Source organism: Caballeronia glebae, assembly GCF_001545035.1.
Taxonomy (GTDB): domain Bacteria; phylum Pseudomonadota; class Gammaproteobacteria; order Burkholderiales; family Burkholderiaceae; genus Caballeronia; species Caballeronia glebae.
This window is the reverse complement of the sequence record NZ_FCOJ02000035.1, coordinates 1-22,475: the sequence shown is the minus strand read 5'-3', so window position 1 is coordinate 22,475 and position 22,475 is coordinate 1. Positions and strand designations below refer to the sequence as shown.

Here is a 22,475-nt window from a genome sequence, read left to right as displayed (position 1 = left end):
CTCGTGTGAGGTTTCCCCGTGCGCGACGCAAATTGCGCGCCCGATGAACCTCAGGCGTCGACCAGACCCCGATAAACCTCCGCGTACTTGAGCGCCGCGTCTTCCCAGCCGAAGCTCTGGCCCATGGTGCGCTTGACGACGGCTTTCCACTCCGAGCGCCGCGCCTTGAGCGCGAACGCGCGCCGGATCGCGCCGACGATGCCCGCGCGATCGAAGGTGTCGAACACGAAGCCGGTCGCGAGGTCCTCCGCGAGATTTTCGAGCGAACTGTCGACGACGGTATCGGCCAGCCCGCCTACGCGATGCACGAGCGGCAGCGAGCCGTAGGCGAGCGCGTAGAGCTGCGTGAGGCCGCACGGCTCGAAGCGCGAAGGCACCATCACCACATCGCTGCCGGCGATGATCGAATGCGACAGCGTCTCGTCGAAACCCAGCTCGACCGCGACCGCGCCCGGATGCGCCGCCGCCGCGTTCTTCATGCCGGTTTCGAGCGCCGGGTCGCCGGTGCCGAGCACGGCAAGCTGGCCGCCGCGCTGCACGATGTCGGGCACGGCCGAGAGCAGCAGATCGAGTCCCTTCTGCTCGGTCAGCCGACTGACGACGCCGAAGAGCAGGGCGTCGTCGTCGCGCGCGAGACCCATGCGTTCCTGCAGCGCCGTTTTGCACTTCGACTTGCCGCCGAATTTCGACTGCGTGTATTTCGACGCGATGGATTCATCGGAGCTCGGGCTCCAGATCGAATAATCGACGCCGTTCAGAATGCCGGTGATGTCGTGCGTGCGCGTCTGCAACAGCCCGTGCAGACCAGCGCCTTGGGCCTGCGTCTGGATTTCGCGCGCATAGGTCGGGCTGACGGTCGTGATGCGATCGGCGTAATAGAGGCCCGCTTTGAGAAACGAGACGTGGCCATAGAACTCGACGCCTTCCACCGCGTAAAAGTCGCCGGGCAACTGGAGCGCGCCGAACTCCGACGCCGGGAACGTGCCCTGATACGCCAGGTTGTGCACCGTCATCACGCTGCCGACCCGGGCCGCGCCGCCACGCTCAAACGCGCGCAGATACGCGGGCGCGAGCCCGGCGTGCCAGTCGTGCGCGTGGACGATATGCGGCTTCCACGCCGGATCGGCGCCCGTCGCGATGCGCGCCGCCGCCCAGCCGAGCAGCGCGAAGCGGCGATCGTTATCCGCGTATGGGCGATGTCCTGCATCCAGATACGGATTGCCCGGACGGTCGTAGAACTGATCGGCGCGCACCACGTACACGACCACGCCGTGCGGTTGCAGCACGCCGCGCTCAAGCCGGATATTGCCCGCGCCGAACGCGCCGCCCAGATCGGCGACGCTCTGAAGGTCGTCGAGCCCCGCCAGCACGGCGGGAAAGCCCGGCAACACGACGCGCGCGTGCGTGCCCAGTTGCGATTGCGCGGGCGGCAGCGCGCCGACCACGTCGGCGAGACCGCCGGTTTTCAACAGCGGAAACATTTCTGCTGCGGCATGCAGCACGCATACGGTCATCGGCGCTCCCGTCGGATGGATTCGTGTTGTCGTGGTCGTCCGGCGCGCCGCCGGCTAACTTTGCGGCAGCCGCGCCAGCGCCTCGCGCGTGATGAGCGTGATGCCGGACTCCGTGCGGAAGAAACGCGCGGCGTCGTCGTCCGGGTCCTCGCCGACCACGAGCCCTTCGGGTACCGTGCAACCGCGGTCGATCACGACGCGCTGCAATCTGCAACTCGGCCCGATGGTCACTTGCGGCAACAAGACTGCCTCATTGATGTTACAGAACGAGTGCACCCGCACCGCCGACGAAAACACCGACTTCGACACCTGCGATCCCGAGATCACGCAGCCGCCGCACACCAGCAGATTGGTGATCGCGCCTTGCTGGCCGTTCAGGTCGCGCACGAACTTGCCGGGCGGCAGTTGCTCCTGATTCGTCCAGATCGGCCATTTACGGTCGTACAAGTCGAGTTCCGGAATCGTCGACGCGAGATCGAGGTTCGCGGACCAGTACGCGTCGACGGTGCCGACGTCGCGCCAGTACGCGGGCGCCTCCGGGTCGCTGCTCGACGTCACGCACGACATGCCGAACGGATGTGCGATCGCCTTGCCGGTCGTCACGACGCGCGGAATGATGTCCTTACCGAAGTCGTGATCCGTGTTCGACGTTTCGATGTTCTCCTGCAGCATGTCGTAGAGATACTTCGCGCTGAACACGTAGATGCCCATACTCGCGAGCGCGATGTCGGGCTTGCCGGGCATCGCGGGCGGATCGGCGGGCTTTTCGAGGAAGGCGGTGACGCGGCGGTTCTCGTCGACGTGCATCACGCCGAACGCGACCGCATCCATGCGCGGCACCTCGATACAGCCGACCGTGCAGTCCGCGCCGCTTTCCACATGGTCGAGAACCATGCGCGTGTAATCCATCTTGTAGATGTGATCGCCCGCCAGCACGATCACGAACTCCGGCCCGATCGAGCGGACGATATCGAGGTTCTGATACACCGCGTCGGCCGTGCCGCGATACCAGCTCGAATCGACGCGTTGTTGCGCCGGCCAGATATCGATGAACTCGTTGAACTCGCCGCGCAGGAACCCCCAGCCGCGCTGCAGATGGCGGATGAGCGAATGCGCCTTGTATTGCGTGACGACAGCGATGCGCCGGATGCCGGAATTGAGGCAGTTGGACAGCGCGAAGTCCACGATTCGGTACTTGCCGCCGAAGTGGACGGCCGGCTTCACGCGTTTGTCGGTAAGCGGACCGAGCCGGGTGCCACGCCCGCCGGCGAGAACGATTGCGAGGGTCGACTTCTGCAAATCGGTGCGATTCTTCGACAGCGTCTCCATGTCAGCCTCCTGATTTGACCTGCGACTATTGATGTCTTGCCGTGTGTTCGTCCTCGTATGCTTTCGACGTATGCGCCGATGGAGCATTATCCGGCGCGCATTCGAATTCGTGTGCTGCAGTCGCCCGTTTTTTTGCGATGCGCGAAACGCCGGTGCAGCCGCTCGATCGAGCAAGTGGCGTGCCGAACGTCGCACGGGCCGTGTACTTGTTGCGGCGGCGCGACCTTTTTGAGCTTCCGATCGTTCGCATCGCTCGATAAAATGCGCCCTCGCAATTTAAAACGAGCACGCCATGCCGCAGTGCGTCGAGGCACGGCACAATACGAAAGTTGCGCTGTCCGCCCACGACGCCCACGGGCGGGCTTTCCGAAGCCATCGCCGCGCTGCGCTGCACGGCCCTGGCGCGACAAACGTTTCACCTGACCGGACACGATCAATCGGGAAAGCAGAACATGAATAACGTCCTGAGCATTCAATCGCATGTGGTGTTCGGCCATGCGGGCAACAGCGCGGCGGTTTTCCCGATGCGGCGGCTCGGCGTGAACGTCTGGCCGCTCAACACCGTGCAGTTCTCCAATCACACGCAGTACGGCCGCTGGACCGGCAGCGCGTTCGATGCCGAGGAACTCCAGAACGTGATCGAGGGCATCGGCGCGATCGGCGTGCTCGGGCGCTGCAACGCGGTGCTCTCGGGCTTTCTCGGCGCGCCGGATCAGGGCCGCGCGGTCGTCGAAATCGTGAAGATGGTGAAGGCGGTGAATCCGCGCGCGCTCTATTTCTGCGATCCGGTCATGGGTCAGACGGGCGGCTGCACGGTCGCGGCCGGCATCGAGGATTTCCTCGTCACGACAATGCCCGAGATCGCCGACGCGATCATGCCGAATCACGTCGAACTGGAAAAGCTCGCCGGGCGCGCGATCGAGACGGTGGAGGAAGCCGTCGACGCATGTCGCGAATTGATCGCGCGGGGGCCGCGTATCGTGCTGGTCAAGCATCTGCTCGATCGCAACAGTCGCGCCGACACCTTCAACATGCTCGCCGTGACGCCCACCGAAGCGTGGTTCGCGCAGCGCCCGCTCTATCCGTTCGCGCGTCAGCCGGTGGGCGTCGGCGATCTGACGAGCGCGGTTTTCGTCGCGCGCACGTTGCAAGGCGATTCGCTGCGCACCGCGCTGGAGCACACGCTCGCGGCGGTCAACGCCGTCGTCAGGGCGACTTACGATGCGGGGCGCTACGAGCTGGAGATCGTCGCGTCGCAGGACGAAATCGCGAAGCCGACCGACCGTTTCCCCGCGATCCGCGTGACCGGAACGGGGACGATCAAGGGCGGCTAACTCGCCTCCATCAGCCCGAAACGCCACGACAGACGCCGCGTCGCGGCTAGCAGCGCACGGGCGAGCGGGCCGTCCGGGGCGCTGTCGAAGCCGCCCGACGAACCGATCAACGCAATCACGAGACACACGCTGCCCGTGTGATCGAACACTGGCGCGGCCAGCGTATGAATGCCGGGCACCGGCGTGCCGAGCGCGGTGTCGAGGCCGCGTTTGCGAATCTCATCGAGCCGTGCGCGATAGGCGGCATCGAGTCCCGCATCCGGTTGCGCGCCCGCGAGGCGGATCGCGTCTTGCGCCATCAGGCTCGTGAGCATATCGGCGGGAAGATGCGCGGCGTACACGCGCCCGATCGCCGTATTGACGAGCGACATCACCGTGCCGACGCGCAGGCTCACGTGCTGCGGCCGCGCCGATTCCTCCAGCCGGATCACTGTCGGGCCGAGCGGTCCGAGCGCGGCGGCGGCGACCGTCATCGACGTGCTCGCGGCGAGCGCGACGATCTCGCTTTCCGCGTCGCGGATCGGCGAAAGGCGCTGCAACGCGATCAGTCCCAGCTCGCGGCTCAAATGACCCGCGTGAAAGAGCCCGGCGTCGTCGCGCGCGAGCAGGCCGACCTTCACGAGACTCACCAGATGCGCGAACGCCTTCGCGGGCGGCATGCCGGCCGCCGCCGCGAGGTCGCGCAATGTGAGCGGCTGGCCCGCCGCGACGAGTGCGCGCAGCAGATCGCCGGTCGCGTCGAGCGCGTTGATGCCGCGCTGCGGCTTCGTGTCTTCGTCGAACGCGGTCATGAAAGCAGTCCGGTGATGTCGCGCGCGGCGTCCTTCAGCGCGTGCGCGAGCGGGCCGTCCCAGTCGACGTCGGCGAGACCGGTCGGCCCGATCGCGGTCAGCGCGAGCTGCATGCGCCGCGCGCTGTCGAATACCGGCACGCTCATGCTGCTTACGCCCGGACTCGGCGCATCGACGCTGCGTTCGATGCCGCGCGTGCGGATCTCGCCGATGCGCGCCGCCATCTCCGGCGCATCGGCTTCGGCCTGATGCGCGAGCATCGCGGCGACGCGGGCGTCGTCGTCGAAAGCGCGGAACACGCGGCCGGTGGAGGTTGCCGAGAGCGACATCACCGTGCCGACGTGCAGATTCACGTGCAGCGGATATCCGCCGCGCTCATAGCGCACGACCGTTGGCCCTTGCGGCCCGGCGACGCTGACCGCGACGCTCATGCCGGTCGCGAGCGCGAGCGCCGACACACGCGGCGCGGCCGCGCGATACGCTGGCTGATGCTCCAGATTCAACAAACCGAGCCTGAGCGAGAGCGGTCCCGGCTCGTAATTGCCGGTGAGCGCATCGCGCTTGACGAGCCCGAGCCGCGTGAGGCTCACGAGATAGGTGTGCGCCTGCGCGCTCGAAAGCTCGGACGCTTCGGCCAGCGCGCTGAGCGCGAGCGGCTCGCGCCGCGCGGCGAGCGCATCGAGCAGACGCGCGCCCACTTCGACGCTCTGGATGCCGCGCTGTTTCTTTTCTTCGCCGTTTTCGGAACGAGCCAAAAGCACTCCGCGATCTATAAAGGATGAACGAACCGCAAATGTTAGCCGAGCCGGAATCATCCGATGAAGCGATTCGGTATTTACCCGTAATTTGCAAATAGCAAGTTCGCTTGCTGTTGACAAAAATCGGTGACACGCCGATCATCCACCCATCCCCACGAGAATGGAAGCGAGACACGACCATGGCAAAAGCATTCGCATCGCAGGCCGACCTGGAAGAGAAGAAGATCACCTTCACCCAACTCTCCGAGAACGCGTACGCCTACACGGCGGAGGGCGATCCGAACTCGGGCGTGATCATCGGGGACGACGGCGTGCTCATCGTCGATACGACCGCCACGCCCGCGATGGCGCAGGACCTCATCGCCAAAATCCGCAGCGTCACCGACAAGCCGATCAAGTACGTCGTGCTGTCGCACTATCACGCGGTGCGCGTGCTCGGCGCGTCGGCGTATTTCGCGGAAGGCGCGCAGCAGGTCATCGCGAGCCGCGGCACATACGAAATGATCGTCGAGCGCGGCGAGCAGGACATGAAATCGGAGATCGAGCGCTTTCCGCGTCTTTTCGCGGGCGTCGAGACGGTGCCGGGTCTCACGTGGCCGACGCTCGTCTTCGAAAAGGAAATCACGCTGTTCCTCGGCAAGCTCGAAGTGAAGATCGCCCATCTCGGTTCGGGCCATACGAAGGGCGACACCGTCGTCTGGTTGCCGTCGCAGAAAGTGCTGTTTTCGGGCGATCTCGTTGAGTACGACGCCGCCTGTTATTGCGGCGATGCGCAACTCGAAGCGTGGCCCACGACCCTCGAAGCGCTGCGCGCGCTGAAAGCCGACAAGCTCGTGCCGGGCCGTGGCCCCGCGCTGCTGTCGCCGGCGGACGTCGACAAGGGCATCGATTACACGAAGGATTTCGTCACGACGCTGTTGCAGGCGGGCCGCGACGCGGTCGCCGAGAAGCTCGATCTGAAGGGCTCGATGGCGCTCACCCGCCGCGCGATGGACCCGAAGTTCGGTCACGTCTTCATCTACGAGCACTGTCTGCCGTTCGATGTGTCGCGCGCCTATGACGAAGCGAGCGGCATCAAGCATCCGCGCATCTGGACGGCCCAGCGCGATAAGGACATGTGGGCCGCATTGCAGGACTGACGTTCATCCCTTGCGGCGCGTTTTAGCGAGAGCGCGCCGCATTTCTCTCAAAAGGCTCAACAGGCGCGATCAAGACGCCGGCCTCTTCACGCCCATCTGGAGCGAGACATGTCGAAGTCGATCAGCACGGCGGCGCTCAGCCCGAGCGCCGCCGCGGAGCAGCACGCCCTGTCGGACGATGCGCTGTTCAGCAAAATCGCGTGGCGCATCATTCCGTTTCTGTTTCTGTGCTACGTGGTGTCGTTTCTGGACCGCATCAATATCGGCTTCGCGCAGTTGCAGATGAAGCACGATCTGGGCTTCTCCGATGCGATGTACGGCCTCGGCGCCGCCGTGTTCTACGTCGGCTATGTGCTCTTCGAGGTGCCGAGCAACCTCTTGCTCGCGAAGTTCGGCGCGCGCCGCACGTTCACGCGGATCATGCTGCTGTGGGGCGCGGCGTCGGTCGGGATGATGTTCGTGTCGACGCCCGGCCATTTCTATCTGCTGCGCTTTCTGCTCGGCGTGTTCGAAGCGGGATTCTTTCCGGGCATCGTGCTTTATCTGACGTACTGGTTTCCCGCCAAACGGCGCGCGGGCGTAATGTCGGTATTCTTCGCGGGCGTGGCGGTGGCGGGCGTGTTCGGCGGGCTCGTGTCGGGCTGGATCATGCGCGACATGGCGGGCGTGATGGGCCTCTACGGCTGGCAGTGGATGTTCGCGATCGAAGGCGCGCCCGCGCTCGTTCTCGGGCTGATCGCGCTGCGTCTGCTCGTCGATACGCCGCGCGACGCGCACTGGCTCGCGCCGCCGGACAAGGAGCGCCTCGCTGCGCTGTGCGCCGAAACGAACGCCCGCGCCGACGCGCACGACCGCCGCGGCATGCTCGACGCGCTGCGTAACCCGCGCGTCTATCTCTTCGCGTTCATCTATTTCTCGCTGACCTGTGCGTCGCTCACGCTGAGTTTCTGGATGCCGCTGATGATTCGCGACTTCGGCATCACCGATGTCATGTCCGTCAGCCTTTATACCGTCGTGCCCAACGCGATCGGCGCGGTGGGGCTGATTCTGATCGCGCGGCATTCGGACCGCGTCGCCGAGCGGCGCAAGCACTTCGCGTGCTGCACGATCGGCGGCGGCATCGCGCTCGCGGCTCTCACGCTGCATTTCCCGAGTTTTGCGCTGATGCTCGCGATTCTCTCGCTCGCCGCGACGCTGATTTTCGCCGCGCTGCCGATTTTCTGGGCCGTGCCCGCGAGCGAGCTTCCGGGCAAAAGCGCGGCGGCGGGCATTGCGTTCATCAGCAGTATCGGCATCACGAGCGGGATCGTGAGTCCGTGGGTGATCGGCCAGATCCGCACCGCGACGGGCAGCATGGATCTCGCCGTGCTCCTGCTTTCGCTGCTGCTGTTCGCGAGCGGCGCCGCGCTGATGTTCGGGCTGCGCGGCGGCGATGCGGCTTCAAAGGCGGGCGATCATTGAGGCATGGCGGCGGCTGCGAGCGCCTTGAAGTTTTCGGGCGTCGCGAAGGCGAGATATTCAGCCTGCATTTCGGGTGTGAGGAATTCGAGCATGGTCGAGTTCTCGATCCAGAATTCGATCACGTGGAAGAAGTTGTCGCCGCGCGTGCAGCGCACCGCGCGCCAGCCTTCGCGCTCGCCGATCGCGATGACTTCATCGGTGCTCAGCTTCGTCGCGATGGCCATGTGGAACGCGCTGTACTGCGGGCGCTTCATCGTGTCCGCGCCGTAGCTGACGCTTTCCTCGTGGCCGCCGCCCGGCGTGATGACCTGGTCGCTCGGATACACCTCGATGATGCTGCCGCGATCGTCGCCGGCGACCGCCATCCAGGCGTCGGGAAAGGGCGAAAACGGCGCGGCGAAGCCGTCCCACAGTTCGGCGAGCACCTGCGCGACGTGTTTCGGATCGTTGGCGGGAATGGATGCGTGGAAGATCATCGCGATGGACTCCGGTGAACGTGGGAGGGCGTGCGCGGCGATGCTTTCATGTCGCGCGCTGGGGTGTCGATTCGCAGTGCTACGGTGTGTTCGCGATTCTTCCAGAGTCTATTGTTATGAGTGTTTTCAAACGCGTCAGGACTCAGCGCTTATCCGACAAACGCCGAGCCTGAACTTAATTAAGCCGCTACCGCACAGAGCGAATCACGACGCCGACGCAAACGCGCCGATATCCGCCGTCAGCCGCGCCGCATCGCTCAGAAAGACGCCATGCGGCGCGCCTTCGTAGACGACGAGCCGCGCATGCGGAATCAGGCGCGCGGTGCGCTGCGAAGTCAGTTCGAGCGGATTCGACACATCGCGATCGCCTTGCACGATCAGCGTCGGCACGTCGATGTCGCGCAACTCGTTGCGAAAATCGCCGTGACTCACCGTTTCGTTGCACGCGAAGAGCGCCTGATGCGACGTGCGCAACGCCATTTCCCCAACCCAGTCGATCATGGACTCCGATGCGTCCGGCCCCGCGAACGGACGGGCGTTGCTGGCGAGCCACTGCGGATAATCGGTCAGCAGGTCTTGCTGGAAAGCATCGACATAGGCGCGGTCGATGCCATCGGGATTGTCGTGCGTCTTCGCGAGCATCGGCAAGGTCGATGCGATCAACGCGAGGCGCGCGACGCGCGTGCTGCCGTGACGCGTCAGATAGCGCACTGCTTCCGCGCCGCCCATGGAATAGCCGACGAGCGTAATGTCCGACAGATCGAGCGCATCGATGACGGCGGCGAGATCGTCCGCGAGCGTGTCGTAGTCGTAGCCGCCGCCCGGATCGCTTGAGCGGCCGTGGCCGCGCCGGTCGTAGGCGACGCAGCGAAAGCCTTGCCGCGCGAGCGGCAACATCTGATACGCCCACATGTCGCTCGGCAGTGAATAGCTGGGAACGAAGAGGATCGTCCTTCCGTTGCCCGGCCCGCCCAGCGGCTGCCAGTCGCGGTAAAACAATTCGACGCCGTCAGTGGTCGCAATGAAACCCGGGCGGGCGATTTCGGCGTGGGTTCGTCGGTGCTTCTCGGACATGTGATTCTCCTCGTCGATGAACGGTGTGACTGCATCGTCGCAGGAGAAAGTGAGCGGCACAATTACGCCAAAGGTAATAGGCCGCGTGTAGAGAAAGCCGCCTGGAGACGCGGCGAGAACGATCGACGAGGCAGGGCGGCAAAGCGCAGCGCCGCCCACAAATCGCCGTTTCGAAAGCAATCGCCGTTAGTTCGACATGCCAAAGAACCGCGTCGGTGCGGCTCATGCGCCATCGCTCGCGTGTACTCCTTCGCGTATTCAGCCCTTCAATAAATACGCGACGATCGCATCGCACACGCGGCCGAACATCTGCGTGCCCGTGACGGTCGTGCAGCCGCGCGCGCGGGCCGCTTCGATGAAAGGCGTGAGCGGCGGCTTGGTCACGACGTCGCCGACGAAAGTCGTCGGCGACAGGCGGGAGACGTCGATCGGCAGTGGATCGCCCGGCCGCATGCCCGCCGGCGACGCGTTCACGATGAGATCATAAGTTTCGGCGGCGGAATCGTCGTCGACGCTCACCGTGCCGCGCCCCAATGCAGCGAGGCGCGCGGCGAGGGCGCCCGTGCGCGCGGCATCGAAATCGCGAATCGCGAGCGACGCCACGCCCGCATCGACGAGCGCGTGGCCGATCGCCGACCCCGCGCCGCCCGCGCCGATCAAGAGCGCGCGCTTGCCCTTCGGCTCGCAACCCGCGTCCCTCAACGCCGCCACCATGCCGATGCCGTCCGACGCGCCGCCGTGCCACGTGCCATCGGCATTGCGCCTGAGCATATTCACCGCGCCGAGAAACGCGCCTTCATCGGTCAGCGAGCCGCAGTGTCCGGTCGCGCTGAACTTGTGCGGCACGGTGATGATCACGCCGTCGCAATTGCGCAGCGGCGCGATGCCCGCGAAGAACGCGCCGAGATCCTCGGGCGCGACGTGCGCCGGAATCACGATCGCGTCGCGGCCTGCCGCGCGCAACGCCGCCGTGACGCCGGAAGGCGAGCGCACCTGCGCGATCGGATCGCCGACGATGAAATAGACGCGCGTCGCGCCGCTCAAGCCCGCATCGAGCGATGCGGAAAAAGAAGTGTCCTGCGCCATGCCTCGATTGCCTCCTTGAACGCCGATTGAAAAAATTCGTGAACGCATAGTCTGAATGCTAGTTGAAAATGGAATAGCGTTCAACAAATTGTGCTCAGTTTATTGGAGGCAACTAACGGTCTTTCCACGACCTGGCCGCCACAAACAGCGGCCAAGGTGCCTGTCACAGCTCGTTCGGCTCATGCGCGCCCGGGCTCACACCAACCGCCGCCAGCGCCTCATGCAACGTGTCGTACATGTTCGATACGCCGAGCACGTGCGTCAGTCCGTGCCGGTCCATGTCGTTGCGCAAGAAGCGGCTCACGCGCCCGAAGATCACAACGACGCCGCGTGTGCGCAGCGTTTCGACCAACTCGCCGATCGTGCGGGCAGCCGAATAATCGAGATCGGTGATCGCGCCGGCATCGATGACGAAATGACGTAATTCGTCGGGAGCCGTGTCCACGAGTTTCGTCACTTCCGACGCGAAAAAGTGATCGTTCGCGTAGAACAGATCCGCGCCGAAGCGATACACGATCAGGTCCGGCGTGGTCATCGCGGCGGCCTCCGTCGGCATGTACTGCCAGGGTTTGCCGGGCGCGACGGGCGTGAGCACCATCGTGTGCGGATGATAGCTGTGGCGCACGTGCCGCAGCAGCGACAGCGCCACCGCGAGCAGAATGCCGTGCTCGACGCCCACCATCACCACCGCTGCCGCCGTGATGAGCGCGAGCGCGAACTCGCCGGGGCTTTCCGCGCGAATGTCCCGCAGGCTTTGCACGTTGATCAGGCCGATCGCGATCGTGAACACGATGGCCGCCAGCACGCAATGCGGCAGATAGCGCAGATAGCCGCTCAGAAACAGCAGCACGACGGCGACGACGGCCGCGAAGACGAGTTGTCCGAACTGGCTGCGCGTGCCGGCGCGCTCCGCCATCGCGGTTTGCGTCGGGCTGCCGTTGACGACGAAGGTGCCGGTCATGGCCGCCGCCGCGTTCGCCGCGGCGAGACCGAGGATGTCGCCGTTGGTATCGACGTCCTCGCGATATTGCTGCGCGAAGACGCGCGACGCGGCGGCGCTCTGCGCGATGATCATCACGAAGCACGACGCCGCGACGGGCACGAGGTCGAGCGATTGCTGCCAGGTGACGTGGGGAAAGCGGATCGAGGGCAGGCCGCCCTCGACCGGACCGAGCACCGAGATGCCGTGCGCGGCGAAATCGAATGCCTTGCTCGCGGCGATGCTGCCGATCACCGCGATGAGCGGCATCGGCAGGCGCGGCGCGAAGCGCTTGCAGCCGAGAATCGCGACGCTCACGGCGAGCGCGAGCACGAGCGTCGGTCCATGCGCGTGCATGAGATGGCCGATCACGTAGGCGAGTTGGGCGAGACTGCGCGAGGACGGATACGGCACCGTCATGCCGAAGAGATCGCCGAACATCGCGATCGACACCTGTATGCCGACGCCCGCGAGAAAACCCGTCAGCACGGTGCGCGACAGGAAATCGGCGAGAAAGCCGAGCTTGAAGAGCCGCGCGAGCAGAAGCAGCGTGGCCGTCTGCAGCGCAACCATGCCCGCGAGCGCGACGTATTCCGGACTGCCCATCGCGGCCATCGACGAAACCTTGCTCGCGAAGATCGTCGCGGTCGCCGAATCGGCCGCGACCACGAGATGCCGCGACGCGCCGAAGAGCGCGAACGCGACGAGCGGCAGGAATGCCGTGTAAAGGCCCGTCACCGCGGGCATGCCGGCGATGCGCGCATAGCCGAGCACTTGCGGAATGTCCATCGACGCAAGCGAGATGCCGGCGAGCGCATCGCGCAATGCGCCGGCGCGGTTGATGGGAAGGATGCCTTTGAGCAGCGTCTTGCGCGCCGCGGGCGTTCTGGTTGTGTCTTGCATCGTGGCCCCGTGTTCCTGAAGAAGCGAATCGTGCCCCAAGGAACAGCCGGTGCCAAGCGTCGGTTTGTCTACCGGTAGAACGCCACGGTTTGCCGCAGTCCTTCGATGAGCGGCGTTTTCGCGAGACCGGGCAGCACTCGGGCGAGCGCGGGATCGTCGGGAAAGGACGTCGCGATGGGCAATGGCGCGCCTTGCGCGTCGATGCGCGCGCCGGGCGCGATCTCCTTGAGCGTCGCGATCACGCTTGATATCGGCGTGATGTCGCCCGCGAGCGTGAACGCGTACGCCCCGTCGAACGCGTGTACGAGGGCGAGTTCATACGCGGCGGCGACGTCGTCGGCATAGACGAGGCCGGTCGCGCCGGTGAACGGAATCGTGTACGGCTCGCCGCGCGCGGCGGCACGGCACGCGAGGCTCGGACCCGCGCTCGAACCCGTCTCGCGCCCCGCGCCGTACACGACGAGCGGCCGCAAGCCGATGCTCGCCACGCCATGATCGTGCCAGTACGCGCGCGCCGAGCCTTCGCACGCGAGCTTGAACGCGCCGTAGTGAGTCTGGGGAAAGGGCGTCGCGCCATCGTCGGGGCCGAACACGCCCGCGCTGCTCGCATACAGCACCGAGCGCAAGCCGTTGGCGACGGCCGCATCGAACACGTTGAGCGAGCCGATCAGGTTGATGCGCGCGCCGCGCACCGGATCGGCCGCGCAGGCGGGCGTAAGCACGCCTGCGAGATGGACGACGGCATCGCAGCCGTCGAGCGCGCGCGCAACGTCGAGCGCTTCGCCGATATCGCCGATGCGCCATTGGACTTCATCGGCGCGTTCGGGGGCGAGCGCACGCAGAAGGCGCGCATCCTCGCGGACGTCGAACGCGCGCACGTTCATGCCGCGCATAAGCAGCCGCCGCATCACCCAGGCTGCCAGAAAACCGCTTCCGCCTGTTACTAGCACTCGCATATCGTTTCTCCCTTCGTCTCAAAAAAGAGCTTGGCTCACGTCGCTATTCTGGAATACTATTCCAATATCAAAGAGAGTTCTACGGCAAACACGCGTTTCGAATCGTCGGAGAAAAGGCGGGACGAAACGCAACGGAGCGGACGAATGGCGGAGACACTGGAGAGTCTGAAACAGAACGAAACGTTCGATGTAATCGTGGTCGGCGCGGGCGGCGCGGGCATGTCGGCGGCGCTCGTCGCGGCTATCGACGGGGCGCGCGTGCTGCTTGTCGAAGGCACGGAATACGTCGGCGGCACGACCGCGTATTCGGCGGGCACGACGTGGATTCCCGCGTCGATGCATGCGGCGAGCGTCAATCCCGACGATTCGTCCGCGAACGCCGAAGCTTTTCTGAATCGCGCGGTCGGCGGGCGCAGCAGCGCCGCGATGCGCCGCGCGTTTCTCGATGCCGGCCCGAAGGCGGTCGCGCACATCGAGGCGAACTCGGACGTGAAATACCGGGCGCGGCCGTTTCATCCGGATTATCTGTCGGAAATCGAAGGCTCGACCTTGCGCGGCCGCGCGCTGGAGCCGCTTCCATTCGACGGCCGCAAACTCGGTCGCGCGTTCTCGCTCATCCGCCCGCCGATTCCGGAATTCACCGTGCTCGGCGCAATGATGGTGGACCGCGACGACGTCGGGCATCTTTTGAACATGACGAAGTCGTTCGCCTCGTTCAGGCATGCGGCGAAACTGCTCGCGCGTCATGCGCGCGACCGCATGAGTTCGCCGCGCGGCACGCGTCTCGTGATGGGCAACGCGCTGATCGGGCGGCTGTTGTATTCGCTGCTTCAGCGCGGCGTGACCGTGCTGACGAACACGAAGATCGAAGCCTTGCATACGGGCGCGAACGGCGTCGAAGCCGTGACGCTGAGCCACGTCAACGAGCGGCGGCGTGTCGTCGTGCGAGGCGGCGTGGTTCTCGCGAGCGGCGGCTTCAACCGTCATCCGAAGCGTCGCGGCGAGATGCTGCCGGGCGCCGATCCGGCGTGGTGTCCCGGCGCGCCCGGCCACAGCGGCGGCGCGCAGGATCTCGCGCTCGCGGCCGGCGCGCGCTTCGGCGAAGGCGCGCTGTCGAACGCGTTCTGGGCGCCGGTTTCCGTGCGCCGGCGCGCCGACGGCACGACCGCCGTGTTCCCGCACTTCATCATGGATCGCGGCAAGCCGGGCATGATCACCGTCGACAAGTCGGGCAGGCGGTTTCTCAACGAGAACACGTCGTATCACCTCTTCGGCGTCGCGATGCAGGAAGCGAACAAGTCGACGCCTTCGGTGCCCGCGTATCTCGTCACGGACTCCGAAGGATTGCGCAAGTACGGTCTCGGCATGGTGCGTCCGGGCGGCAAGGGACTCGCGCCGTTTCTCGCCGATGGCTATCTCGTGGCGGGCAAGACGCTCGACGAACTGGCGACGAAACTCGATATCGACGCGGCCGGACTCGCCGATAGCGTCGCGCGCATGAATCGCTACGCGCAAACCGGCGTCGACGCGGATTTTCAGCGCGGCACGACGGATTATCAGAACGCCAACGGCGACGTCAACTGGAGCGGCCCGAACAAGTGTCTCGGTCCGATCGGTGCGGCGCCGTTCTATGCGGTGCGGCTCTATCCGGGCGATATCGGCGCGGCGACGGGCCTCGTCATCGACACCGACGCGCGCGTGCTCGATCGCGCCGACCGGCCGATCGACGGTCTCTACGCATGCGGCAACGATGCGCAATCGGTGATGGGCGGCGTGTATCCCGGCCCCGGCATCACGCTCGGACCCGGTCTCGCGTTCGGCTATCTCGCGGCGCGACACGCGACGATGCGCGCAAGGCAACCGGCGAGCGCGGCGCCCACGCTTGCCCTGCCAATCGATCTCCCCACGCACGCCCACGCCAAATGAAGCTCCAACCGATTCTTGAATGCGACGTCCTCGTGCTGGGTTCCGGCGCGGGCGGTCTGTCGACGGCCGTCACCGCGGCGACGCGCGGTCTGTCCGTGCTCGTCTGCGAAAAGGAAGACGTGTTCGGCGGCACGACCGCGTGGTCGGGCGGCTGGATGTGGATCCCGCGCAATCCGCTGGCGACGCGCGCGGGCATCGTCGAAGACGAAAGCGCGCCGCGCACGTATCTGAAGAGCGAGCTTGGCGCGCATTTCGATGCCGCGAAAGCCGATGCGCTCATCGAACATGGCCCGCGCATGATCGAGTTCTTCGAGCGCAATACGTCGATGCGTTTCATCGATGGCAACCGTATTCCCGATTTCCACACGACGCACGGCGCGGCGACGGGCGGCCGCTCGGTCTGCGCGATGCCGTTCGACGGACGCGAGCTGGGACCGCTCATCGACAAGCTTCGTCCGCCATTGGCCGAGGTGACGATCAAAGGCATGGCGATCGCGTCGGGACAGGACCTCGCGCATTTTCTGAACGCGACGCGCAGCGCGAAGTCGGCGTGGCACGTCACGAAGCGTTTCGCCACGTTCGCGTGGCACATGCTGCGTCATCGGCGTTCGATGCATCTCGTGAACGGCAATGCGCTCGTCGCGCGTTTGTTGAAGTCGGCGGCGGATCGCGGCGTCGATCTGCGCACGCGGGCGAAGGCTGTGTCGCTGACGCGCGAAGCGAACCGCGTGACCGGCGCGCGCGTCGAGATCGATGGCGTGATGCACGACGTGCGCGCGCGGCGCGGCGTCGTGCTCGCGTGCGGCGGTTATCCGCACGACGCGAAGCGGCAGGCAGAGACATTTCCGGTCATGCCGCACTGGTCGGCCGCGCCGCCGAGCAATACCGGCGATGGCATTCGCCTGGGCGAACGGGCGGGCGCGCATTTCGACGCGTCGCTTGAAACGCCCGCCGCGTGGGCGCCCGTGTCGCTCGTGCCGAAGTCCGAAGGACGAGACGCCGCGTTTCCGCACCTGATCGAGCGCGCGAAGCCGGGCGTGATTGCGGTGACGCGCGCGGGCAGACGCTTCACGAACGAGGCGTCGTCCTATTACGACTTCATCTGCGCGCTCATCGGCACGACGCAGGCGGGCGAAGAAGCGTGCGCGTGGCTTGTCTGCGATCACCGCTTTCAGCGTAGATACGGTCTCGGTTTCGCAAAGCCATTTCCGTTTCCGCTCGGATCTTACGAGCGCTCGGGGTATCTGAAATCCGCGCCGACGCTCGAAGCGCTGGCGCAGCAATGCGGCATCGACGCGCGCGGCCTCGCCGATACCGTCGCCACCTACAACGGCTACGCGAAAGACGGCTTCGATCCGCAGTTCCACAAAGGCTCGACACCGTACAACCGCGTGCAGGGCGATGCATCGATGAAGCCCAATCCGTGTCTCGCACCGATCGTCGTCGGCCCGTTTCACGCGGTGAAAATCGTGCCGGGCAGCCTCGGCACCTTCGCGGGCTTGTCGACGGATGCGCGTTCGCGGGCGCTCGACGAAGCGCGCGCGCCGATTCCCGGTCTCTACGCGGTCGGCAACGACGCCGCCAGCATGATGGGCGGACACTATCCCGCGGGCGGCATCACGCTCGGCCCGGCGATGACTTTCGGCTATCTCGCGGGCCTCGAACTCGCCGAAGCGCCGCGCGACGAAGGCATCACGAATCTCTCCAACTCCAACATCAAACAGGCAAGGACTCTGCAATGACTCTTTACGACACAGTCACGTTGACGGTGAAGATCGGCGCGAATGCGCAGGTTTTCGAGAACATCAAGACGAGCGGCGACACGCCCGGCTCGAAGCTGCTCGGCTGCTGGTATTCGGATATCGGCGCGCTCGGCAAGATCATGGTGTTGCGCGGCTTCGAATCGGAAGCGGCATTGATTGAGGAACGGCGGCGTCTGCTGCTCGAAGGCAATCCGTTCGGCTGCGGCGAGTTCATCACCGATATCGAAGTGAATAGCTACGCGCTGTTTCCATTTCTGCCGCCGATCGAACCGGCCGTGCACGGCGGCATCTACGAGATGCGCGTCTACGGCACCAGGCTCGCGAGCCTGCAACACACGATCGATGCATGGCGCAACGCCGTGCCGGAGCGCACGCAGCGCTCGCCGCTCATCGGCGCAATGTATGCGCTCGACGGCACCGTGCCGCGCTTTCTCAACATCTGGCCGTACAAGAGCGTGGACGAGCGCTCGCGGATTCGCGCGGAAGCGGTGAAGGACGGCATCTGGCCGCCTAAGGGCGGACCGGCGCATCTGACGACGATGGAATCGACCATTTACGTGCCCGCGCCGTTCTCGCCGCTGCGCTAACCGGAGACTTTCCGATGTCACGACGCAAGCTATCTTTGTCCGCGCTGACGATCCTCGAACTGACGCCGCCGCAGATGGTCGAGTGCGCGGCGCAGGCCGGTTACGATTTCGTGGGCCTGCGGCTCGTGCCCGCGACCGATACGGAAGCGCGCCACGCGATCGTCGGCGCGACGCCGTTGAAGCGCGAAACGCTCGCGGCGCTGAAAGACACCGGCATCGGCGTACTCGATGCGGAAATCCTGCGCTTGAAGCCCGACACGAACGTCGTGGATTACGAACCGATGCTCGAAACCGCCGCCGAACTGGGCGCGCGCTACGTGCTCGTGGCGGGCAACGATCCCGACGAGGCGCGCACGGCCGAACGGCTCGCCGCGTTGTGCGATCTCGCGAAACCGTACAGATTGTCGCCGTCGCTCGAACCGATGCCCTGGACCGACGCGAAAGATATCGTGCAGGGCGCGCGCATCGTGAAGGCGGCGCGGCGCGCGAATACGGGCCTGATCGTCGATCCGATCCACTTCGACCGCGCCGGATCGTCGACCCAGATGCTGAGCGATTTGCCGCGCGAATGGTTCGGCTACGTGCAGTTCTGCGACGCGCCCGCCGAGCGCCCGTCCGATCTCGACACGCTGCTGTATCAGGCGCGCGCCGAACGCATAATTCCGGGCGAGGGCGGCATCGATCTCGCGGGCATCCTGCGCGCGTTGCCGGACGATCTCCCGCTCTCGATCGAAGTGCCGATGAACGAATGGGCGAAAACGGCGAGCGCGCTTACGCGGGCGAAGCGCCTGCGCGACGCGACGCTTGCGGTGCTGGAGGAAACATACGCCGGCCACTGATGCCTGCCAGTTGAATTCCGAGGTGGAATCATGTTCTCATTTGGGATTCGGAACTTCGAGAGATCGAGAAATGGCGGGAAATCTTGAACGGGCGTTGTCGATCATCGAGCTTCTGGCGAAAAACGGCGGGCGGATGCAACTCGCCGCCATCGCCGATACGCTCGATATTCCGCGCAGCGGCACGCATCGCCTGCTCGCGATGCTGATCGACGAAGGCTATGTGCGGCAGGACGAGGATCACGGCGAATACATGCTCGCGCTGAAGCTCGTGTCGCTCGCGCTCATTTATCTGTCGACGGGCGGCGTGCTCGATGTGTCGCAGCCGGTGCTCGACCGGCTCGCTTCGCAGTCGGGCGAGCTGGCGCGGCTTGGCGTCGTCGAGGACGATCACATCACGTTCGTCGGCAAGGCGCAGGGCGCGAAGTCCGGCTTGCGCTACGACCCGGACATGGGCAGCCAGCCGCCCTTGCATTGCACGGCGAGCGGGCAGGCGTGGCTGTCGTCGCTTTCCGATGAGGAGGCGCTCGAACTCGTATCGAAACAGGGCGGTCTCGGCAAGCCGGGCTCGGGCGGGCCGAAAGCGCCCAAGACGATCCAGCAGTTTCTCGCTGATCTGCAGGCGGCGCGCAAGCGCGGCTACGGCGTCGCGAGCGAGACTTACGAGGCCGGCATGACGTCGATGGCCGCGCCGATCCATCATCCGGTGACGGGTGTCGTCGTGGGCGTCGTGAGTCTTGCCGGGCCGACGAGCCGTTTGCCCGATGCGCGCCTGAAGGAGCTCGCGCCGGCGCTGCTCGAAGCGGCGACGGACATGGGCGCGGCGACCCTGAGTTCGCCTTATTTCAAGCGGCCGGCGGTGCAGGCGCAAGACGCGGCCGCGGCACCTGCGGCGAAGACGAAAGCGAAGAAAGCGAGCAGCGTTTGACGTTGCGCGGAGTGGCCGAGACTGTCGTTTTCAAGGATGTTTGCCATGCGCAAATGAGTGTGAAGCGCCGCTTCACACTTTCCACGCCGGCGTTGCGCTCCTGCACTATCCTGCACAGATCAAGCCCTCGCGAGGCCGATCATGAACGCAGCGTCCGTCAGCGTGTCCCCGCGCGAAGTCGATGATTTACCGTCGCCGCGCGGCCTTCCTCTGCTCGGCAATCTGCATCAGTTGCCACCCGCCACGCACCATCTGACGCTAGAGCGCTGGGCCGCCGAACTCGGCACGCCCTACGTGTTCCGCTTCGGCACGACTCCCGTCACGGTCTGGAACGACATCGAGTTATCGCATGCCGTCATGCGCGAGCGGCCGCATCGTTATCGCCGTTATGCGCCCATCGAGAACATCCTGAAGGAATTCGGCTGCAATGGTCTCTTCTCGATCGAAGGCGCGGCCTGGGAGCCGCAGCGCCGTCTCGTGATGCAGGCGCTTTCGATTCCGCACATCAAGGCGTTTTATCCGACGCTCGCCGCGATCACCGAACGGCTGCGGCGGCGCTGGGACGCGGCGGCGCGCGCCGGGGGCGTCGTCGACATGATCGAGGATCTGCGTCGCTTCACCGTCGACGTGACGAGCGCGCTCGCGTTCGGCGAAGATCCGAACACGCTGGAAAACGAGCACGTGCTGATCCAGGAACAACTGGCGATGCTCCTGCCGATGCTGATGACGCGCGTGAACGCGCCGTTCGCGTACTGGCGTTACGTCAGGTTTCCGCGCGACCGCAAGTTCGACGCGGCGATGATCGACGTGCATCGGCATATCCGCGAATTGATGGCACGGACGCGCGCCCGCATGCGCGAGGAAGCGGCCATCGAAGCGTGCGCAACGCCGCTCGCCGAGACGGCCCCTGCGCCGCGCAATCTGCTCGAAGCGATGCTCGCGTTGCGCGACGCGCCCGGCTCCGGCATCACCGACGACGAAGTCGCCGCTAACGTGCTGACGATGCTCGTCGCGGGCGAGGAGACGACCGCGACGTCGATTGCGTGGGCGCTGCTCTTTCTCGGCACCGACGACGCATTGCAGGCCCGCGTCGCCGCCAGCGCGCGGCGCGTCCTCGGCGAATCGGCCGTATGCCCGGGTTACGGCGCGATGCGCGAACTCGACCTGTGCGAGGCCGTGTGCACGGAAGCGAGCCGTTTGCATCCGATCGCGCCGTATCTGTCGCTCGAACCGCTTGAGGAAGTGCGGCTGCGCGGCGTGCGCCTGCCCGCCGGCACGAAGATGTTCATGCTGCATCGGCCGGCGATGATGGACCCGAAAAACTACGCCGTTCCCGCGCGCTACGATCCCGATCGATGGCTGCATGAGCGTCGGCATGAGAGCGATGCGCCGGCATCTTTGTCGCCGCGTGGCGCGCATGAATCGCGCGCCTATCTGCAGTTCGGCGCGGGACCGCGCGTTTGTCCGGGGCGGCATCTGGCGGCGGTGGAGATGCGGCTCGTCGTGTCGATGCTGACGGCGAATTTCACCGCGCAACTCGCCACCGACCCAGCCAATATTCACGAAGTCTGCACGTTCACCGCGGTGCCGAGCGAAATGCCGATGCGTCTTTTCCTGCGATAGCGGCGTCAGCCGGCATCCACCGCATCGCGCGCGGATGAGGGTGCCGGCACGCCGCCCGTGAGCGTGCCGTGCGCTCGCGTTCGGCGCGGGCGTGCTCAATCTGTTGACGCAAGGCAGTGATTTCCTCTGGACGGGCGGACCTGTCGCTGCGCCGAGCGTCGTTCTTCAACCCGGCAAGTTCGCGCTGTGCCTGTCGCGGGTGAACGGCGAATACGATGTGCTGGTCACGCGCCGGCCTGATTCGTTGCCTGTTGCGACCACGACGACGCTCGGCGGGATCATCGCGGGTTCCGGCACCACGGTCGCCGCCGATGGCACGTTAAGCGCTGCGGGCACCAACATCGTCAATCTCGCGAGCTATGCGATTGTGACGCTCGATCTCACGCCGATCTTGAAAGGCGCGCCCGAGATCCTTTTCAATCTGCCGATTCCGGTCGGAATGACGGTGCTGTCCATCAGCCACCCGCCAGCCGCGGGCACGCTCGCCGAATTCACTCCGCAGGTCAAGAACAGCGCTAGCTCGGTCGCTCACCGTGCCGCAACCCAACACCACGCGTGAGGAACCGCTTTCGCGAACGGAAGCACGCGAACCCCGCCATAGTCAAAATTCAGACAATTCGTATATGACCGATTGTTGCAAAGGAGAATAATCGCCGGTTCTTTGCGCGTTCCCTTCCTGAGGGGAAGTCGCAACCCAAACTATAAGAAGAAGCTGGCTGATGAATAATAAGCTGTACAAATTGGTCTTCAATAAGACTCGCGGCATGATGATCGCGGTAGCCGATTTCGCCACGGGGCATGGCGGCCAAGGCAGCAGCGCGCAGCGGACTCCTGCCGCGCGTTTTCAACAGTCTGGTTTGATCCTTCCGCTTCGCGCCGTCGCACTGGCTGCGATGCTGATGCTGGGCACCGCCTCGACGCTTTCGCTTGCGCAGATCGTGGCCGCTCCGGGGTCGGGCGCGCACGTCATTCAAACGCAGAATGGTCTGAATCAGGTAAACATCGCGAGGCC

18 protein-coding genes and 1 pseudogene are annotated in these 22,475 nt (G+C 65.4%); 11 read left to right on the top strand and 8 right to left on the bottom strand.

Features of this window, described 5'->3' with window-relative positions:
- Positions 1-50: 50 nt before the first annotated feature.
- Positions 51-1,514: a glycogen synthase GlgA gene (gene glgA, locus AWB82_RS22350; RefSeq protein WP_086971099.1), complete on the bottom strand. Its 1,464-nt coding sequence runs from the start codon at positions 1,512-1,514 to the stop codon at positions 51-53.
- 54 nt (positions 1,515-1,568) lie between these two features.
- Positions 1,569-2,843, bottom strand: a complete 1,275-nt coding sequence (gene glgC / locus AWB82_RS22345; RefSeq protein WP_086971098.1) for a glucose-1-phosphate adenylyltransferase — start codon at positions 2,841-2,843, stop codon at positions 1,569-1,571.
- A gap of 452 nt (positions 2,844-3,295) precedes the next feature.
- On the opposite strand from glgC, the gene pdxY reads away from it, so the two are divergent.
- The gene (pdxY, locus tag AWB82_RS22335) at positions 3,296-4,177 is read left to right on the top strand and encodes a pyridoxal kinase PdxY (RefSeq protein ID WP_086971199.1); all 882 of its coding nucleotides are present in this window, start codon (positions 3,296-3,298) and stop codon (positions 4,175-4,177) included.
- Here the strand turns inward: pdxY and AWB82_RS38460 are convergent.
- Positions 4,174-5,783, bottom strand: a pseudogene (locus tag AWB82_RS38460) (IclR family transcriptional regulator). The gene pdxY and the pseudogene AWB82_RS38460 overlap by 4 nt on opposite strands.
- 122 nt (positions 5,784-5,905) lie before the next feature.
- Here AWB82_RS38460 and AWB82_RS22320 point away from each other — a divergent pair.
- Both AWB82_RS22320 and AWB82_RS22315 read left to right on the top strand, forming a co-directional pair.
- Positions 5,906-6,865: an MBL fold metallo-hydrolase gene (locus AWB82_RS22320; RefSeq protein ID WP_086971093.1), complete on the top strand. Its 960-nt coding sequence runs from the start codon at positions 5,906-5,908 to the stop codon at positions 6,863-6,865.
- Positions 6,866-6,973: 108 nt separating this feature from the next.
- Positions 6,974-8,326 carry an MFS transporter gene (locus tag AWB82_RS22315; protein WP_086971091.1) on the top strand — a complete coding sequence of 451 codons (1,353 nt, stop codon included), beginning with the start codon at positions 6,974-6,976 and terminating at the stop codon, positions 8,324-8,326.
- On the opposite strand, the gene AWB82_RS22310 is transcribed toward AWB82_RS22315, so the two are convergent.
- The 5 genes from AWB82_RS22310 to AWB82_RS22290 form a co-directional block, all read right to left on the bottom strand.
- Entirely contained in the window at positions 8,320-8,802 is a 483-nt protein-coding gene (locus tag AWB82_RS22310; protein ID WP_086971089.1) for a hypothetical protein, read from the bottom strand. The two genes, AWB82_RS22315 and AWB82_RS22310, sit on opposite strands and share 7 nt — an antisense overlap.
- 204 nt (positions 8,803-9,006) lie before the next feature.
- Positions 9,007-9,876, bottom strand: a complete 870-nt coding sequence (locus AWB82_RS22305; RefSeq protein WP_086971087.1) for an alpha/beta fold hydrolase — start codon at positions 9,874-9,876, stop codon at positions 9,007-9,009.
- A 258-nt stretch (positions 9,877-10,134) separates the two neighbouring features.
- Entirely contained in the window at positions 10,135-10,962 is an 828-nt protein-coding gene (locus AWB82_RS22300; RefSeq protein ID WP_086971085.1) for a shikimate dehydrogenase family protein, read from the bottom strand.
- Positions 10,963-11,125: 163 nt separating this feature from the next.
- Entirely contained in the window at positions 11,126-12,844 is a 1,719-nt protein-coding gene (locus tag AWB82_RS22295) for a SulP family inorganic anion transporter (protein WP_086971083.1), read from the bottom strand.
- A 68-nt stretch (positions 12,845-12,912) separates the two neighbouring features.
- Positions 12,913-13,800, bottom strand: coding sequence for an NAD-dependent epimerase/dehydratase family protein (locus AWB82_RS22290; protein ID WP_086971082.1), 888 nt, complete (start codon positions 13,798-13,800; stop codon positions 12,913-12,915).
- Positions 13,801-13,944: 144 nt separating this feature from the next.
- On the opposite strand from AWB82_RS22290, the gene AWB82_RS22285 reads away from it, so the two are divergent.
- The 8 genes from AWB82_RS22285 to AWB82_RS22250 form a co-directional block, all read left to right on the top strand.
- The gene (locus AWB82_RS22285) at positions 13,945-15,726 is read left to right on the top strand and encodes an FAD-dependent oxidoreductase (protein WP_086971080.1); all 1,782 of its coding nucleotides are present in this window, start codon (positions 13,945-13,947) and stop codon (positions 15,724-15,726) included.
- Positions 15,723-17,468, top strand: a complete 1,746-nt coding sequence (locus AWB82_RS22280; protein WP_086971078.1) for an FAD-dependent oxidoreductase — start codon at positions 15,723-15,725, stop codon at positions 17,466-17,468. Before AWB82_RS22285 ends, AWB82_RS22280 begins: the two co-directional genes overlap by 4 nt.
- Positions 17,465-18,076: an NIPSNAP family protein gene (locus AWB82_RS22275; protein WP_086971076.1), complete on the top strand. Its 612-nt coding sequence runs from the start codon at positions 17,465-17,467 to the stop codon at positions 18,074-18,076. Before AWB82_RS22280 ends, AWB82_RS22275 begins: the two co-directional genes overlap by 4 nt.
- Positions 18,077-18,090: 14 nt before the next feature.
- Positions 18,091-18,915, top strand: coding sequence for a sugar phosphate isomerase/epimerase family protein (locus AWB82_RS22270; RefSeq protein ID WP_086971074.1), 825 nt, complete (start codon positions 18,091-18,093; stop codon positions 18,913-18,915).
- Between the two features lie 70 nt (positions 18,916-18,985).
- Entirely contained in the window at positions 18,986-19,840 is an 855-nt protein-coding gene (locus AWB82_RS22265; RefSeq protein ID WP_086971072.1) for an IclR family transcriptional regulator, read from the top strand.
- A 141-nt stretch (positions 19,841-19,981) separates the two neighbouring features.
- Complete coding sequence (locus AWB82_RS22260; protein ID WP_086971070.1) at positions 19,982-21,463, top strand: cytochrome P450; 1,482 nt, start codon at positions 19,982-19,984, stop codon at positions 21,461-21,463.
- Between the two features lie 91 nt (positions 21,464-21,554).
- Positions 21,555-22,022 carry a hypothetical protein gene (locus tag AWB82_RS22255; RefSeq protein ID WP_086971068.1) on the top strand — a complete coding sequence of 156 codons (468 nt, stop codon included), beginning with the start codon at positions 21,555-21,557 and terminating at the stop codon, positions 22,020-22,022.
- A 160-nt stretch (positions 22,023-22,182) separates the two neighbouring features.
- Positions 22,183-22,475, top strand: a 293-nt coding sequence (locus AWB82_RS22250; protein WP_200818181.1) for an ESPR domain-containing protein, incomplete at its 3' end; no start/stop codon positions are given.

What these genes read in the sequence shown, in the direction of transcription:
- AWB82_RS22270 (WP_086971074.1), top strand. Translation starts at nt 18,091, where the DNA reads ATGTCACGACGCAAGCTATCTTTGTCCGCGCTGACGATCCTCGAACTG.
- AWB82_RS22280 (WP_086971078.1), top strand. Translation starts at nt 15,723, where the DNA reads ATGAAGCTCCAACCGATTCTTGAATGCGACGTCCTCGTGCTGGGTTCC.
- pdxY (WP_086971199.1), top strand. Translation starts at nt 3,296, where the DNA reads ATGAATAACGTCCTGAGCATTCAATCGCATGTGGTGTTCGGCCATGCG.
- AWB82_RS22305 (WP_086971087.1), bottom strand. Translation starts at nt 9,876, where the DNA reads ATGTCCGAGAAGCACCGACGAACCCACGCCGAAATCGCCCGCCCGGGT.
- glgA (WP_086971099.1), bottom strand. Translation starts at nt 1,514, where the DNA reads ATGACCGTATGCGTGCTGCATGCCGCAGCAGAAATGTTTCCGCTGTTG.
- AWB82_RS22290 (WP_086971082.1), bottom strand. Translation starts at nt 13,800, where the DNA reads ATGCGAGTGCTAGTAACAGGCGGAAGCGGTTTTCTGGCAGCCTGGGTG.
- glgC (WP_086971098.1), bottom strand. Translation starts at nt 2,843, where the DNA reads ATGGAGACGCTGTCGAAGAATCGCACCGATTTGCAGAAGTCGACCCTC.
- AWB82_RS22300 (WP_086971085.1), bottom strand. Translation starts at nt 10,962, where the DNA reads ATGGCGCAGGACACTTCTTTTTCCGCATCGCTCGATGCGGGCTTGAGC.
- AWB82_RS22320 (WP_086971093.1), top strand. Translation starts at nt 5,906, where the DNA reads ATGGCAAAAGCATTCGCATCGCAGGCCGACCTGGAAGAGAAGAAGATC.
- AWB82_RS22260 (WP_086971070.1), top strand. Translation starts at nt 19,982, where the DNA reads ATGAACGCAGCGTCCGTCAGCGTGTCCCCGCGCGAAGTCGATGATTTA.
- AWB82_RS22315 (WP_086971091.1), top strand. Translation starts at nt 6,974, where the DNA reads ATGTCGAAGTCGATCAGCACGGCGGCGCTCAGCCCGAGCGCCGCCGCG.
- AWB82_RS22265 (WP_086971072.1), top strand. Translation starts at nt 18,986, where the DNA reads ATGGCGGGAAATCTTGAACGGGCGTTGTCGATCATCGAGCTTCTGGCG.
- AWB82_RS22310 (WP_086971089.1), bottom strand. Translation starts at nt 8,802, where the DNA reads ATGATCTTCCACGCATCCATTCCCGCCAACGATCCGAAACACGTCGCG.
- AWB82_RS22285 (WP_086971080.1), top strand. Translation starts at nt 13,945, where the DNA reads ATGGCGGAGACACTGGAGAGTCTGAAACAGAACGAAACGTTCGATGTA.
- AWB82_RS22295 (WP_086971083.1), bottom strand. Translation starts at nt 12,844, where the DNA reads ATGCAAGACACAACCAGAACGCCCGCGGCGCGCAAGACGCTGCTCAAA.
- AWB82_RS22275 (WP_086971076.1), top strand. Translation starts at nt 17,465, where the DNA reads ATGACTCTTTACGACACAGTCACGTTGACGGTGAAGATCGGCGCGAAT.